This is a genomic window from Pseudomonas sp. FG13 (assembly GCF_057809755.1).
In genome coordinates this window covers 97,715-111,791 of the sequence record NZ_JBMDKO010000003.1, presented here as the reverse complement: position 1 = coordinate 111,791, position 14,077 = coordinate 97,715, and the positions used below count along the sequence as shown (strand labels likewise).

Below are 14,077 nucleotides of genomic sequence, written 5' to 3'. Positions count from 1 at the left end.
ACGTATTCGGGAAAGTCCTACAGGGGATTGCGCTGAATCCCCTCGTCTCTGTCGGGAATTCCCTACACCCTTGGTGAAGTGTCTGCGTGGGCCTGCCTTGAAAGGCCCGAGGGCTTTCCTCTACCGTAACTGCTTGTCTCTTCTGTTACGGAACCGCCATGTCTTTGGCTTGCTCTCGCTTCTTGTTTTTCATGGCTTCCACCGCCGCGGCCCTGGCTTTGGGCATCGCCAGTTATCTGGAGTATGCAGTCGGTCTGACGCCTTGCAGCCTGTGTGTCTTGCAGCGCTTGTGCCTGGTGCTGTTTCTGGTGAACGGTCTCGCGGCCTGCATGCATGGCCCGGGTCGAAGGGGCAGCATTCTCTATGGGGTGACGGGACTGGTTTTCGTGTCGGGAGGAATGGCCCTGGCATGGCGTCAGGTTCTGTTGCAAAGCCATTCGCTCGAGCCAATGCCCGATTGCCTGGCCCAAATGAAGGGCGTGGGTTCATGGTGGAGTGCCATGGAGCGAGCCCTCGACGGCGCGGTCGACTGTGCGGGCGTCACTTGGACACTGTTCGATCTGAGCATCCCGGAATGGAGCCTGCTGTTTTTCCTCGCCGTCTCCATTGCAATGACCTACCTGCTGCTTCGCCTGGTCTGGAACGCTCTGATCCGACCGCTGGGCGACAAGACGTCGCAATTCATCCGAGTCGCGGATTAAACACTTGTATGAACTTTGTCGCCTGCGTACCTTGAAGCGGCTGTCGTGCGGGCATAATCTGGCCCGCACGTATCATTGGAATTATGCCGCTCGATCATGTTGTGTCCGGCTTGCCATGAATCATCAAGGTGTATGCAGGCTGCGAGGGGCATGACTCACAAGGGAAGAAATCGCCATGCTCGAAAGTTGTCAGAATGCTCAGGAACGCTGGGGTGGGGTGCATCTGCTGATCGACCGCTGGTTGCAGGAGCGTCACGAACTGGTTCGGGCCTATGATGCTCTCGGTGATAAACCTGAAGCGTTGGGTGAAAGCCGTAAACCGTTGCAGGAGTTCTGCGGTGTGTTGGTGGACTATGTCTCTGCCGGGCATTTCGAGATCTACGAGCAGCTCACCGGCGAGGCCAAGGCCTTCAACGACAAGCGTGGTCTGGAACTCGCCGAACAGATCTACCCGCGCATCGACGTCATCACCGAAAAGCTGCTGGCGTTCAATGACCTGTGCGATGAAGGCAAATGCGTAGCGGAAAAATTCAAGGAGCTGGGTGGCCTGCTGCACGAGCGCTTCGAGCTGGAAGACTGTCTGATCGAAGTGCTGCATAACGCCCATAAGGAAGAGGCGGCGGTCCAGGCTTGACGGTTCTGCTGCAAAAAAAACGGTGCGCATTGCGCACCGTTTTTCGTTTGGGCAATGTCAGCTCGTCGCACCCAGCAACTCGATCTCGAACACCAGTGGCGTGAACGGTGGAATCACATCCCCGGCACCTTCGGCGCCATAGGCCTGGGTCGAAGGAATCACCAGTCGCCATTTCGCGCCTACGGGCATCTGCGGCAACGCGCTGCGCCAGCCATCGATCACGCTGTCGAGACTGAACCACTGCGCCTGGTGGTTGGAGTCGAACACGGTGCCGTCGGGCAATCGACCGGTATACAGCACCTGGACCTTGCCGTGGGGGCCGGCTTTCACCCCGTTGCCAGGCTTGAGTTCAGTCAGCAGGATGCCGTCCTCCAACTGTTTTACACCTGGCCGGTTTCTTTCCTCGTTGAGAAATTTCTGCTCTGTCTTCAGCGCCACTTCAATCTGTGGGGTCGTCGATTGCGCTGTCAGCTGTGCCTGATGCTTGGCCAGGATCTGTTCGATGCGTTCATCCTTGAGCGCCAGCGGCTTGCCCAGGTAGGCCTGTTGCAGGCCCTCCAGCAATGCTTGTATCTGCAGGTCGGGCACGTCCTGGCGCAGGCGCTCACCCAGGCTCGCACCCAGGCTGTAGGCCAGGTCATGGGCATCGTTTGCGCTGGTTTTTTCAACCGCCTGGACCATGGAGCAAACCATGCACAGGAGGAAAAACAGGTGACGCGACATGTGTGCTCTCCGAGCTCGAATGGAGGAATTATGCCAGCGCCGATCGCTGCGAAGTGAGATTGCTCCGGCAATGGCGCAGAAGATTTTTTGTCTCTTGCAACGCAACGTCCTGTGTACTGTCAACATGCCCTAGCGGCGGTTGCAGCAGAGGTCTAGTATGAGCCGCACTCACGTCAGTCAGGAGGTAAACCATGTCGGCCCCCAAGAAGCCTGTAAACACTCCGTTGCACTTGCTCCAACAACTCTCGGGCGCCTTGCTCGATCATTTGGAAAATGCCTGCTCCCAAGCCCTGGCTGATGCTGAAAAATTGCTCGCCAAACTGGAAAAACAACGCGGCAAGGCGCAGGAAAAACTGCACAAGTCGCGCACCAAACTGCAAGACGCAGCCACCGCCGGCAAGGCCAAGGCACAAGCCAAGGCCAAGGACGTCGTGAAAGAACTCGAAGACCTGCTCGATGCCCTGAAGGATCGTCAGTCCGAAACCCGCGGCTACATTCTGCAACTCAAGCGTGATGCCCAGGAAAGCCTGAAGCTGGCCCAGGGTGTTGGTCGCGTGCAAGAAGCTGCCGGCAAGGCGCTGACGCTTCGTGCGGCCAAGCCTGCCGCTGTATCGGCCAAGAAACCGGTTGCTAAACCTGTCGCGGCAAAAACACCGGCCAAGGCAGCTGCCAAGCCTGCCGCGAAAGCATCGGCCAAAGCGGCAAGCAAGCCTGCGGCTAAACCGGTCGCTGCCAGCGCTGCTAAACCGACGGCCAAAAAACCCGCTGTCAAAGCCACCGCCAAGCCTGTTGCAAAAACAGCGGCCGCCAAGCCTGCTGCAAAAGCGGCTGGCAAACCTGCTGCTAAAACAACCGCCGCCAAACCCGCCGCGACGAAAACCGCTGCGGCTAAACCGGTTGCCAAAGCGCCTGTAAAAGCTGTCGCGGCGAAGCCAGCTGCCAAACCCGCGGCGACCAAAGCGGCCGCTGCCAAACCAGCAGCGACGAAAACAGCTGCTGCTAAACCAGCAGCGACGAAAACAGCTGCTGCTAAACCAGCCGCGACGAAAACAGCTGCCGCCAAACCTGCTGCTGCCAAACCTGTCGCCGCTGCCAAGCCAGCCGCTGCCAAGGCACCAGCCAAGGCTGCGACCAAACCGGCTGCGGCCAAACCCGCCGCCAAGCCAGCTGCCGCCAAGCCTGCGGCTGTAAAACCAGCAGCGAAACCTGCTGCTGCCAAGCCAGCTGCAAAACCCGCTGTGAAAAAGCCGGCCGCTACCAAGCCCGCGACTGCGCCAGCCGCCAAGCCTGCGTCGCCGGCCCCGACAGCGACCCCTGCTCCAGCCGCCAGCACTCCGGCTTCGACGGTCAGCCCATCCGCTTCCGTTGCACCGAGCACCAGCACCCCAACCAGCGCTTCCTAAGTGCTGGAGACCGCGACGCGCAGCTGATGCAGCGCGTCGTGGTTCGCTGGCCCGGCATTCGCCGCCAGCCCTTGCAGCCATCGACCTGAATCTTCCTGTTGGCCCTCAGGCCAATGTGCAGCCACGGCCTCCAATCGCTCCAACAGACACCGCTCGGCTTGCAGCTCCAGTTTCTTGACCTGTTCGCGTAGGTGAGTGAGGTCCGTGTCTTGAACGGCCTCCGCTTTCCATTGGGTGCGAAGCGCCCGTAATGGCTGTACCACTTCTTTGTCCCAAGGTTCTGCCAACATCCGAAGCTGTTGCAGTCTTTGTGCATCGCAGGCCACGCCGCGCTGTTCCAGCCACAGGCCGCAAAGCAGCAGGCAGACACTCGCGCCAGCCTCCTGCAAGGCCAGGCAGCTCTGCTCCACGCCGGGCCGGGCATAGAGGTCGAGAGAGAAACTCCACAGGTCAGAGGACATCGTGCTACTCGCGCCAGTTGCGAGCGAAGCTGGTAGACTCCGCCGCCATTATGATCCGACTTCAGAACCTGACTTTACAGCGTGGCCCGCAACGTCTGCTAGAAGACGCCGAGCTGACCCTGCACGCCGGCCACAAAGCTGGCCTCATCGGTGCCAACGGCGCCGGCAAATCGAGCCTGTTCGCCTTGTTGCGAGGCGAGCTTCACCCGGACTCCGGTGATTGCTCGCTGCCCGCTGACTGGCGTATTGCCCACATGCGCCAGGAGGTGGATACCCTCGAACGCCTGGCGGTGGACTACGTGCTCGACGGCGATATACGCCTGCGTCAGGTTCAACGCGACCTGGCTGTCGCCGAAGCGGCTCACGACGGCGCCGCCCTGGCCCGGTCGCATTCGGAGCTCGACAGCGCCGACGGCTATACCGCCGATGCCCGCGCCCGCAAATTGCTCGCCGGCCTGGGGTTTACCAACGAACAGATGGACCGCCAGGTCGGGGATTTTTCCGGCGGCTGGCGGATGCGCCTGAACCTGGCCCAGGCCTTGATGTGCCCCTCGGATCTGCTGCTGCTCGACGAGCCGACCAACCACTTGGACCTCGACGCCATCATCTGGCTCGAGGACTGGCTCAAGAGTTACCCGGGCACTCTGCTGCTGATTTCCCACGACCGTGATTTTCTCGACGCAGTGGTGGACCACGTCGCCCACGTCGATCAGCGCAAGCTCGTCCTGTATCGCGGTGGCTATACGGCTTTCGAGCGCGCCCGTGCCGAGCGCCTGGCCCAGCAACAGCAGGCCTACGAAAAGCAGCAGGCGCAGCGTGCGCACATGGAAAGCTACATCGCCCGCTTCAAGGCCCAGGCCACCAAGGCCCGTCAGGCCCAGAGCCGGATCAAGGCACTGGAACGGATGGAGGAGCTGTCGGCGGCCCACGTCGATTCGCCGTTCGATTTTGTCTTCCGCGAGTCGACCAAGATCTCCAGCCCATTGATCGACCTGTCCGATGCGCGACTGGGCTATGGCGACAAGACTGTACTGGAGAAGGTCAAGCTGCAGCTGACGCCCGGTGCCCGGATTGGCCTGCTGGGCCCCAACGGTGCCGGTAAATCGACCCTGATCAAGAACCTCTCCGGTGAACTCCAGCCCCTGGCCGGGCGCCTGACCCGTGGCGAGAACACCGTGGTCGGCTATTTCGCTCAGCACCAGCTGGATTCACTCGATGCCAAGGCCAGCCCGTTGTTGCACTTGCAGCGCCTGGCGCCGACCGAACGCGAACAGACCCTGCGTGACTTCCTCGGCGGCTTTGACTTCCGCGGCGCGCGCATCGACGAGCCGGTGCTGAATTTCTCCGGTGGCGAGAAGGCCCGCCTGGCGCTGGCCCTGATCGCGTGGGAGAGGCCGAACCTGCTCTTGCTCGACGAACCGACCAACCACCTGGACCTGGAAATGCGTCTGGCCCTCACCATGGCCTTGCAGGAGTTCAGCGGGGCGGTGCTGGTGGTGTCTCACGATCGGCATCTGCTCAAGAGCACCACGGACAATTTCTTCCTGGTTGCCGACGGCAAGGTCGAGGAGTTCGACGGCGACCTCGAAGACTATGCCCGTTGGCTGGTGGACTACCGCCAGCGCAATGCGCCGGTCAGCACGACGTCGGCGAACCCGGACAAGACCGACAAGAAAGCCCAGCGCCAGGCCGCCGCTGCCCTGCGACAGCAGCTGGCACCGCACAAGCGCGAGGCCGACAAGCTCGAATCCGAGCTGGGCAAGCTGCATGAAAAACTGCATGAAATCGAAACCCGCCTCGGGGACAGTGGTCTCTACGAGGCGGCGCGCAAGGATGAACTGCGCGATCTGCTGGCCGAACAGGCCCGGTTGAAGGTGCGGGAAGCGGAGCTGGAGGAGGCGTGGATGCAAGCCCTGGAATTGCTGGAAACCCTGCAAGCGGAGCTGGAGGCGCTGTCCTGATGGAAGCGTTGACCTTGCCCATCCCGGTCATGTGGATCGAGCCGCTCTGGCTCGGCGTGCAAGTCCTGCTGATCCTGCTGGTCGGTTACGTGATGCAGCGTGTCGTGGCGCGTGCGCTGACGGGACTCGGTGAGCGCTACCCGTTTCCACCTCACCTATTGATCGTTCTGCGGGGCGTGCTGCGCTGGCTGATCATGGGCAGTGCGGTTCTGGTGGTGCTCGAGCGCCTGGGGGTATCGGCCACGGTATTGTGGACCGCGATTTCCGGCTTCGTCGCGGTGGCGGCGGTGGCGTTTTTCGCCATCTGGAGCGTGTTGTCGAACCTGCTGTGCGCCGTCCTGATCTACACCGTCGGACCCTTTCGCCTGGGCGATGTGGTCGAGCTGGTGGAAGCGACCGACAAGCCCGGCATCAAAGGGCGAGTGGTGGCGATCAACCTGCTTTACACCACCTTGATCGAACCCGAGGAGCTCGGCACCGGCAGCTCCATGGTGCAAGTGCCCAACAGCTTGTTCTTCCAGCGTTCGGTGCGGCGTTGGCGCGGCAGCGAGGCTTTTCCGGTGGGTGGTTTCGTCGAATAGCCAGCCCTTGGCACGCCACGGGTTTTTGAAAAATAACGATGGTCAGTTGCTCGGCGGCGCATTAGTTTAGTCGTCTAGACGAATCTTGGCCGAGGTGTGCAATGGTGCTGGAAACATGGCTGGCGTTTTTCGCCGCTTGTTGGGTGATCAGTCTTTCGCCGGGCGCGGGTGCCATTGCATCGATGTCCAGCGGTCTGCAGTACGGTTTCTGGCGTGGCTACTGGAATGCCCTGGGCCTGCAATTGGGCCTGGCATTGCAGATCGTGATTGTCGCTGCGGGTGTCGGCGCGATCCTCTCCACCTCAGCCACGGCGTTCTATGCAATCAAATGGTTCGGGGTTGCCTACCTGGTGTTCCTGGGCATCAAGCAGTGGCGAGCCATCCCCGGCGAGATCAGCGATGACGCCACTCCACGGCCCATCGGCAAGCCCTTGGCGCTGATGTTCCGTGGCTTTCTGGTGAACATCAGCAACCCCAAGGCATTGGTGTTCATGCTGGCGGTACTGCCGCAGTTCATCGATCCCCATGCCCCTCTGCTCAAACAGTACCTGATCCTGGGCGTGACCATGATTGGCGTCGACCTCATCGTCATGGCCGGCTACACCGGGCTGGCCTCCAAAGTCCTGCGCCTGTTGCGCACTCCCAAGCAGCAAAGGCGGATGAACCGGACCTTCGCCGGGTTGTTCATTGGCGCGGCGGGTCTACTGGCGACGATTCGCAAAGCCGCCGTGTAAAGCTTTTTTGCTACGGCTTGAAACCTGTGGGAGCGAGCAGACTCGCTCCCACATTTTTTTGTCTTGCGGGTAGGTATCAGCCTACAAATCCACCTTTTCTGACAGACCGAACTGGGGGTAAGCGGGGAATTTACTTATGCGGTGTTCGGATTGAGGCGGCATACGGCCCGCGTCGATTTTTCGATCATGGGGGTTCTCTCGTTCATCCGGTGACCGCCAATGCCCGCTCCCTCCACAGCGCAGTTCAGGTTCACGATCGACAGCGTGCCCCATGAGTTCGGTGTGCTCGCCTTCGAGGGCACGGAGGCCATCAGTCGACCTTTTCAATTCAGGATCAGGCTCGTCAGCGAGCTCGCCGGCCTGGCGCTTGAGCGGTTTCTGCATCGTCCCGCCTTCCTGGCTTTCGATACCCTGGGCAATGGCATCCATGGGCAAATCGCGGATTTCGCCGTGGGTGAGTCCGGGCAGCGGCTGACCCATTATCACGCGACGCTGGTGCCGCGCCTGAGCAGTCTCGACCTGGCTTTCAATCGGCGAATCTTCCAGCGGCAGACCGTTCGCCAGATCATCACCGAGGTGCTCAAGCTGCAGGGTCTGCTGGAAGATGCCTTTCGTTTTCAACTGGGCCCCACGGAATACCCGCCCCGGGACTATTGCACCCAGTACGAAGAAAGCGACCTGGCCTTTATCCAGCGTCTGTGCGAAGAAGAAGGTTGGCATTACCACTTCGAGCATGGGCCGCAGCGGCATGTCCTAGTATTTGGTGATGACCAGTCCCGGTTCAGGAGTCTTCCACCTACACCGTTCGTGCCTGACAGCGCGATGGTCGCCGACGAACCCACGATCAGGACCTTCTCCGTTCGGGTACGAGGCGCCACCAGCCGGGTCACCCGGCGTGACCATGATTTCGAAAAGCCTCGCCTGACCCTGGAAGGTGCCTCTCGACACAAGCCGTTTGGCGAAGAGGGCGCGCAGCCGGATCGCGAGGACTATGCCTACGCGCCAGGGCGTTTCCTGACATTGGCCCAAGGCCGACAGGCGGCCCTGCGGGCCCTGCAACGCCGGCAAAGAGACACCTGCGTTGCCGAAGGTGGCAGCAACCAGCCAGCCCTGGTGAGCGGGCATTTCATGAGGCTGGAGAACCACGGCCGGGCTTGCTGGAACCAGCGTTGGTTGCTCACCTGGCTCAGGCATGAAGGTTCGCAACCCCAAGTCCTTGAAGATGCCATTGGCGATGTGGGGGAGGGGAATCCGGAGCAGGGCTATGGCAACCGGTTCAAGGCGATTCCGTGGGACGTGTTCTATCGCCCGTCCGTGAGGCATCGGCGACCGCTGCTGGTCAGTGAGACGGCCACGGTCAGCGGCCCGCAAGGCAGCGAGATTCATTGCGACGAGTATGGCCGGGTCAAGGTCCGATTCCATTGGGATCGCGCCGAAGGTAACCCGGAACGGAGCAGTTGTTGGGTACGGGTTGCCACGGGGTGGGCAGGGGATGGCTTCGGCACCCAGTTGATCCCCCGGGTCGGCATGGAAGTCGTGGTCACCTTCCTTGCAGGCGACCCCGATCAACCGCTGATCACCGGTTGCGTGCCGAACCAGGCCAACCCGGTTCCCCATGGGTTACCCCTCAACGACACCCGCAGTGTCTTCAAGAGCCGGAGTTCACCGGGAGGGGGTGGCAGCAACGAATTGCACATCGAAGACCGAAAGGGGGCTGAACGGATCTATTTGCGGGCCGAACGCGACCTGTTCGCCAACGTGCGCAATGACCACACGCTGGAGATCGGTCGTGACCAGCGCATTACCCTGGCCGGTCAGCGTTACAGCGAAGTGCGGGGCGAGGAGCACCACACCGTCGGAGGGCATCGCGTGACGCAACTGGATGCCGACGACTTTCTCAACATCAACGGCAGCTTCCATGCACAGGCTGGCGAGACCCTGGTAATCCGCGCCGGGCAGGTCCTGCAGCTCGAATGCGCAGGTGCCCTGACAGTCAAGTCCGGATCGCAGTTGACCCTGGAGGGCGGTGGGCATTTCCTGCGCATTGGTGCTGACGGCATTTTCAGCAGCATTGCCGTCGAGCAGGGAGGTGGTCCGGGTCCCGGAGCGGCTCTGCGGTACAAACCGGCCCGCCGACCGGGCGAAACCGATGAGCCTGAGGCTGGACACGCAGGCACTTCGACGGGTGTCGTCGCGATAAGCGAAGCCGCGACCGGGCCGCCGGCAGGTCGCTCGCCCTTGTCGATCGGCGTGCTGTGCAAGCGCTGCTTTCAACAGGCCCAAGCTCGGGCCAAAGGCCTGGCCCCCCGCCTCTGAGCGGTTCAACTTTCAAGGATGATCATGTCTCCAACTGCCCTGCAATGGCTGCAACATCTATGCGCCCAGGCCAAGGCCTGCGGCCTCGCTCATGTGGATCTGCTGATCGACTGCGCGCTGTTCGACTATCCGCTGTTGCGACGGTTGAACGAACTCATACCGTCGCCGCGCTACCGGCTTCTGTTTCAGGACTCCCCCGAGCGTGCCTTCGCCGACCAGGGGCCCGTGCTGGTGCGGGTTCTGCTGTTCAATACCGCGCAGCGGGACTGGCTGTCGGGCTTTCTCCAGGTGTGCTACCGCCGTTCGCGGGTGCTGGCGCTGTTCAGCCGCTGGTCGTTCGATGCCCTTGGCGAACGTCTGGGGTGGTGCACCCAGGCCGAATGGGAGCAGGGCCACAAAAGCGGTGTGCTGCGCTACTACGACACCCGCTTGTTCAGGCTCGTGTGTGAACTGCTCGATCCCGACCAGCTCAAGATGCTCCATGAGGGTGTTATCAATTGGCAATGGATCGACCGCGATGGCAAGGCCTGTCAGATGGCGGGGTTCGATGTCCGGCAGAGGGCGGCAGGGCGGGGCGCGTTGGCGTTGCGATTGAGCGATGCGCAAGTCACTGAGGTGGGCGCCCTCAGCGATACGCAACAATGGTGTATTCGCCAGGAAATCCTTCCGAGTACATACGGTTTCGATTCGTTCGAGATGTTCACCTACCAGGCCTTTCGCGTTCATGTCGATGCAGACCGCCAGCAACTGATAGGCATGGCGCGGGAGCAGTTTCTCCAGGGCTGGCTCGCGAAATGCGCCGCGCAAGCGAAGGGTGAGCGAGGTATCGACCCATGACGTGCATGAGGACATGGGGGCTGTCGGTCTTCGGTGTTCTTTGCGGTTGCATGCCTGCGCAAACTACCCTGATCGGTACACCCATCGAAGGCTATAACCACACGGCGGCGGCCATCCATCACTTCAGCGTCAACCGCAACGGTGGGCCGGACATCGGGCCTTATGGCGGCGGAGGCAAGCAGAACTGTTGCGTCGCAATGCCTGCCCAGTGGCGTCCGGGGCTGAAGGTGTTGGTGGAGTGGGAGAAGGATCCGGCGCCCCACGCTTATGGCCGTTGGCCGGAGCAACGGCACACCGATGAATGGCGGGCACGGATGAACGCACATCGGGCCGGCTACAGCCGGCACAGGGTCTGGGCAGAAGTGGCGTCCTACGAGCGGCTCGGTGTGGTCGATGTGCACTTCCTGCCTTGCGATCAAGTCGCCGTGTCCGCGGGGGTGATGTTGCCGGGCAAGCCCGGTTATCCCTTCGGTTTCCCCTCCAGAATGGAGGCGCCGTCGCCATGCCCGGTACATTGAAAAGCGGGCCGCAGGCCCTGGCCGCCACGCCATTCTTCACGAATGAGGGCATGTTGCCGCGAACGCCTGAAGACGTGGCGCGCAATCAGGTCGAACAGCAGAGAACCCTGATTGAAGCTGCAGACATTTCCAGGGCGGCTTGCAGGGAGGCGAATGTTCCCTATTCCGGCCCACCCTGCATGGACGTGTTGCATATCACGTTGTGTTTTGACGGCACCAATAACCACGAACCCACAGACAAACTGAACCACCCGCCGACCACCAGCAACGTGGCGCGGCTGTATCACGCCAGCCTGGGTAGGGGGGCCGGTCCGGGGCAAAGCCGGGCCAATGAGGCAGGTTTCTATGCCTATTACATGCAGGGTGTCGGCACCGAGTTCCCGGAAATCGGCGAATCTGAACCTGACGCCATGGGGCTGGTGGCGGCTCGCGGTGGAGAAAATCGTATCAACTGGGGCCTGACGCGGCTGATCGATGCTTTGCGTCGACACTGTGGCGAGTCACACCTGGAACCGGTGCAAGCCGTTGCCTGGGTCCGGCAGATGAGCAGTGGCTTCGGCGATGTACTCGACCGCGGACAACAGCGCCGGCGGGCCGTGCTGCAAGAGCCATTGACCGTCTTGGGCGAGACCGTCGAGCGCTTGCACGCCAGTCGCTCGATCCCCCGGATCAAGGCTCTGCGCCTGTATGTCTATGGTTTCTCCCGTGGCGCCGCCCAGGCCCGGACGTTTACCCAGTGGTTACAACAACTGACCGAAGTCGAGGCGAACGGCGAAACCTGCTACCTGTTCGCCGGTGTGCCCATCAGCGTCGGTTTCCTCGGTCTGTTCGACACGGTGGCATCGGTGGGCATGGCGTATCTGGCGCCCTTTGTCAGCGGTCACATGGGCTGGGCGGACGGTTCGCTACGCTTGCCCGAGTCGCCGGTATTCCTGGAGCGTTGTGTGCACCTGGTCGCAGCCCATGAGCAGCGGGGTAGTTTTCCCCTGGATTCGATCCGTCGAAAAGCCAACCCCGACGATCCCGATTGTCCCTCCACCTATCGCGCGGGTACGTTTGAATACCTCTATCCGGGTGTACATTCGGATGTTGGCGGGGGGTATCCGCCGGGAGACCAGGGTAAGGCATTGGGAGGCAATCACGAGCTGCTGTCCCAATTGCCCCTGCAACACATGTTTCATGAGGCCTATCAGGTCGGTGCCCCCTTGCAGGCCCCTGCCGATGCCCTCAGCGATGAGCAGAAAGAGCGCTGGCCGTGGTTGGTCATGGATGGCGCGACGTACGAGGCTTTCGACATCTCCCCAACACTGACCCGTCGCTTCAACATCTGGCTCGATGCCCAGGACAATGGGCCGCTCGAAGAGGTGATGGCCCGGGAAGCCGGATTGATCACTGGTTGGCGCATCAGTCGCTATGCCAATTTTCTCTTTCGCACGACTTCGGCCTGGGCCCATGTGCAGGGCAAGGACATGAGCGAAGAGGAACGTTCGGCCTTCACCGCGCTGCACCTGCGACAACGGGAGGAAGATACTGCCCTGCGTGCCGGTAAGGAGCCGCCCGCTGCCTCCGTTGAGCATGAAAGACACTTGGCCCTGAAGCGTGCTTATGAACAACGGACTGGTGCGCACGAGATCGCGCTCAATCCGGCAAAGACGTTCGAGCCGAGCCTGGATCAGCGACAGCTACACGACGCCATGCTGGATTTTCGCCGCGACTACATACCTGAGTGGAGCCTGAGTCCCTTCGGTTCGGGCCTGAGCCAAGGTCGTCTCATTAATGCGTCGGTAGGCGGCTTGGTATACCTGCTCAACGAGCAGGATGAGGCCGAGGAATACCGTGACCTGCGCCGGGCCGGCAATCGGGAGGTCATGCGCTGGTTCGGTGAAGATCTGGCGCCTCGCGATGAAGACGCGAGGGAGCTGGTGCGGTTGTTCGATGAACATGTCCACGACTCTCGCGCCTGGTTCATGAATGCGGCGCTGGACGAGCGGGAAGTGTTCAGTGATTACTTTCGATATCGGGCGATTTTTTTCGATGACGAGTCCAATAAACGCCTGTCGCTGTTGGCGACGGCCGGCCAGGTCATCGGCGTGGCCGTGGCGCTCGCCAGTGTCGGCCTGAGTGTCAGCCGCCGCGATCCACGGCTGTTGGTGGGCCTGTTGATGCCGGGGCTCGGTATCCCGTTGTTCCGTGGCAAGCTCGGCGTCGCTCCGACGATCGAGGCCTTTGATAGCGCCACCGGCATCGCCCTGCCGTTGGTCGAAGGGCTCGATGAGGTTCGTGCCTACACGCGGCAAGTCGCAAATGTCTTGAAGCTGGCACAGGCCTGGTCGTCGTCAGCATCGCTGCACGAACAATCGGCGAGAAAGCCTGAGAGTGGCTGGTTGGGGCGGCTCAGGCAAACGCTTGATGACGCCATCAGGGCCCCTGTTCCCGATCTGGAGAACAGGGGCCCTGATGCTTAGCGCAGGATCACCGGCGCGGTGTCCCGTGGCAGGTTATTGCGTGGTACGGGCTCGCCGGGTAACTCATGGCTTGGACCGCCGAGCTGTTCGCTCAGTTGTCGCGCCACGTCTTCACCCAGGACCTTGGACACGTCGCGTACCACACGGGGGCGGTTGAGGCTGATGCGCGCGTCTCGGTGGTTCAGCAATTTGGTGTCCTGGCCTTCACCCATGGCGGTGAACGCCGAAGTGATTTCGAAGGTGCGGGTATTGATCAGGCTGAAGTCGGCCACCAGGGTCAGCCCAAGCACTGCCGAGTAGCTGTCGGTGTTGGCCAGCTCATTGATGTCGCGGGTGAAGTCGATGTCCGATACCGTACCGAACAACACGTAGTCGGCGCCCTTGAAACGTCCGGCCTTGATGCGCTTGATCACATCGTAGACGTCGCCGGTGGAGGACTCGGTGTGAGGCGTGCCCTGTACCAGCTGGAACATGCCGCTGCGCAGGATTTCACCCTTGATGTCTCCGGTGAACTTGCGCAGTTCGCCCTGCTCGATGTAGCTGCTGGTGGCTTCCATCTCGTCGTAGCTCGACGACGCGCTGGCGCTGTAGGTGTTTGCCTGGAAGTTGCTCTGGGCCGAAACGGTGTGGATGTATTCCTCCACCCGTTGCTGGTAAGCCAGGTCGGTAACGGCGACTTTCGGGGCCGCCTGCGCACCGAACGCGCAGGCCAGGGCCATGATGCCTATCCATGTGCGCATGGC

13 protein-coding genes are annotated in these 14,077 nt (G+C 61.5%); 10 read left to right on the top strand and 3 right to left on the bottom strand.

Going from position 1 to position 14,077, the window contains the following annotated elements; genetic code table 11:
• Positions 1 to 158: 158 nt before the first annotated feature.
• Both ACODTO_RS04445 and ACODTO_RS04440 read left to right on the top strand, forming a co-directional pair.
• Positions 159 to 701: a disulfide bond formation protein B gene (locus ACODTO_RS04445; protein ID WP_139641076.1), complete on the top strand. Its 543-nt coding sequence runs from the start codon at positions 159 to 161 to the stop codon at positions 699 to 701.
• A 175-nt stretch (positions 702 to 876) separates the two neighbouring features.
• The gene (locus ACODTO_RS04440) at positions 877 to 1,335 is read left to right on the top strand and encodes an Rsd/AlgQ family anti-sigma factor (RefSeq protein WP_041022643.1); all 459 of its coding nucleotides are present in this window, start codon (positions 877 to 879) and stop codon (positions 1,333 to 1,335) included.
• Between the two features lie 57 nt (positions 1,336 to 1,392).
• Here ACODTO_RS04440 and ACODTO_RS04435 read toward each other — a convergent pair whose 3' ends face one another.
• The gene (locus ACODTO_RS04435; protein ID WP_139641074.1) at positions 1,393 to 2,058 is read right to left on the bottom strand and encodes an FKBP-type peptidyl-prolyl cis-trans isomerase; all 666 of its coding nucleotides are present in this window, start codon (positions 2,056 to 2,058) and stop codon (positions 1,393 to 1,395) included.
• A gap of 191 nt (positions 2,059 to 2,249) precedes the next feature.
• On the opposite strand from ACODTO_RS04435, the gene ACODTO_RS04430 reads away from it, so the two are divergent.
• On the top strand, positions 2,250 to 3,461 hold the full coding sequence (locus ACODTO_RS04430; protein ID WP_489106028.1) for an AlgP family protein: 1,212 nt from the start codon (positions 2,250 to 2,252) through the stop codon (positions 3,459 to 3,461).
• Here the strand turns inward: ACODTO_RS04430 and ACODTO_RS04425 are convergent.
• Positions 3,458 to 3,922, bottom strand: coding sequence for a TIGR02444 family protein (locus ACODTO_RS04425; protein WP_489106027.1), 465 nt, complete (start codon positions 3,920 to 3,922; stop codon positions 3,458 to 3,460). The two genes, ACODTO_RS04430 and ACODTO_RS04425, sit on opposite strands and share 4 nt — an antisense overlap.
• A gap of 50 nt (positions 3,923 to 3,972) precedes the next feature.
• Here ACODTO_RS04425 and ACODTO_RS04420 point away from each other — a divergent pair, with 50 nt between their 5' ends.
• The 7 genes from ACODTO_RS04420 (at position 3,973) to ACODTO_RS04390 (ending at position 13,334) form a co-directional block, all read left to right on the top strand.
• Positions 3,973 to 5,883, top strand: coding sequence for an ATP-binding cassette domain-containing protein (locus tag ACODTO_RS04420; RefSeq protein WP_489106026.1), 1,911 nt, complete (start codon positions 3,973 to 3,975; stop codon positions 5,881 to 5,883).
• The gene (locus ACODTO_RS04415) at positions 5,883 to 6,464 is read left to right on the top strand and encodes a mechanosensitive ion channel family protein (protein WP_041022638.1); all 582 of its coding nucleotides are present in this window, start codon (positions 5,883 to 5,885) and stop codon (positions 6,462 to 6,464) included. The genes ACODTO_RS04420 and ACODTO_RS04415 overlap by 1 nt, the downstream gene beginning before the upstream one ends.
• A 101-nt stretch (positions 6,465 to 6,565) precedes the next feature.
• The gene (gene rhtB / locus ACODTO_RS04410) at positions 6,566 to 7,198 is read left to right on the top strand and encodes a homoserine/homoserine lactone efflux protein (RefSeq protein WP_489106025.1); all 633 of its coding nucleotides are present in this window, start codon (positions 6,566 to 6,568) and stop codon (positions 7,196 to 7,198) included.
• Positions 7,199 to 7,417: 219 nt separating this feature from the next.
• Positions 7,418 to 9,514, top strand: a complete 2,097-nt coding sequence (tssI, locus tag ACODTO_RS04405; RefSeq protein WP_489106024.1) for a type VI secretion system tip protein TssI/VgrG — start codon at positions 7,418 to 7,420, stop codon at positions 9,512 to 9,514.
• Positions 9,515 to 9,538: 24 nt separating this feature from the next.
• On the top strand, positions 9,539 to 10,351 hold the full coding sequence (gene tla1 / locus ACODTO_RS04400) for a toxin Tle1 chaperone Tla1 (RefSeq protein WP_489106023.1): 813 nt from the start codon (positions 9,539 to 9,541) through the stop codon (positions 10,349 to 10,351).
• 50 nt (positions 10,352 to 10,401) lie between these two features.
• Positions 10,402 to 10,869 carry a Tli1a family immunity protein gene (gene tli1a, locus ACODTO_RS04395; protein WP_257225555.1) on the top strand — a complete coding sequence of 156 codons (468 nt, stop codon included), beginning with the start codon at positions 10,402 to 10,404 and terminating at the stop codon, positions 10,867 to 10,869.
• The gene (locus tag ACODTO_RS04390; RefSeq protein WP_489106022.1) at positions 10,854 to 13,334 is read left to right on the top strand and encodes a T6SS phospholipase effector Tle1-like catalytic domain-containing protein; all 2,481 of its coding nucleotides are present in this window, start codon (positions 10,854 to 10,856) and stop codon (positions 13,332 to 13,334) included. Before tli1a ends, ACODTO_RS04390 begins: the two co-directional genes overlap by 16 nt.
• Here ACODTO_RS04390 and ACODTO_RS04385 read toward each other — a convergent pair.
• The gene (locus ACODTO_RS04385) at positions 13,331 to 14,074 is read right to left on the bottom strand and encodes a penicillin-binding protein activator LpoB (protein ID WP_489106021.1); all 744 of its coding nucleotides are present in this window, start codon (positions 14,072 to 14,074) and stop codon (positions 13,331 to 13,333) included. The two genes, ACODTO_RS04390 and ACODTO_RS04385, sit on opposite strands and share 4 nt — an antisense overlap.
• Positions 14,075 to 14,077 lie beyond the last annotated feature (3 nt).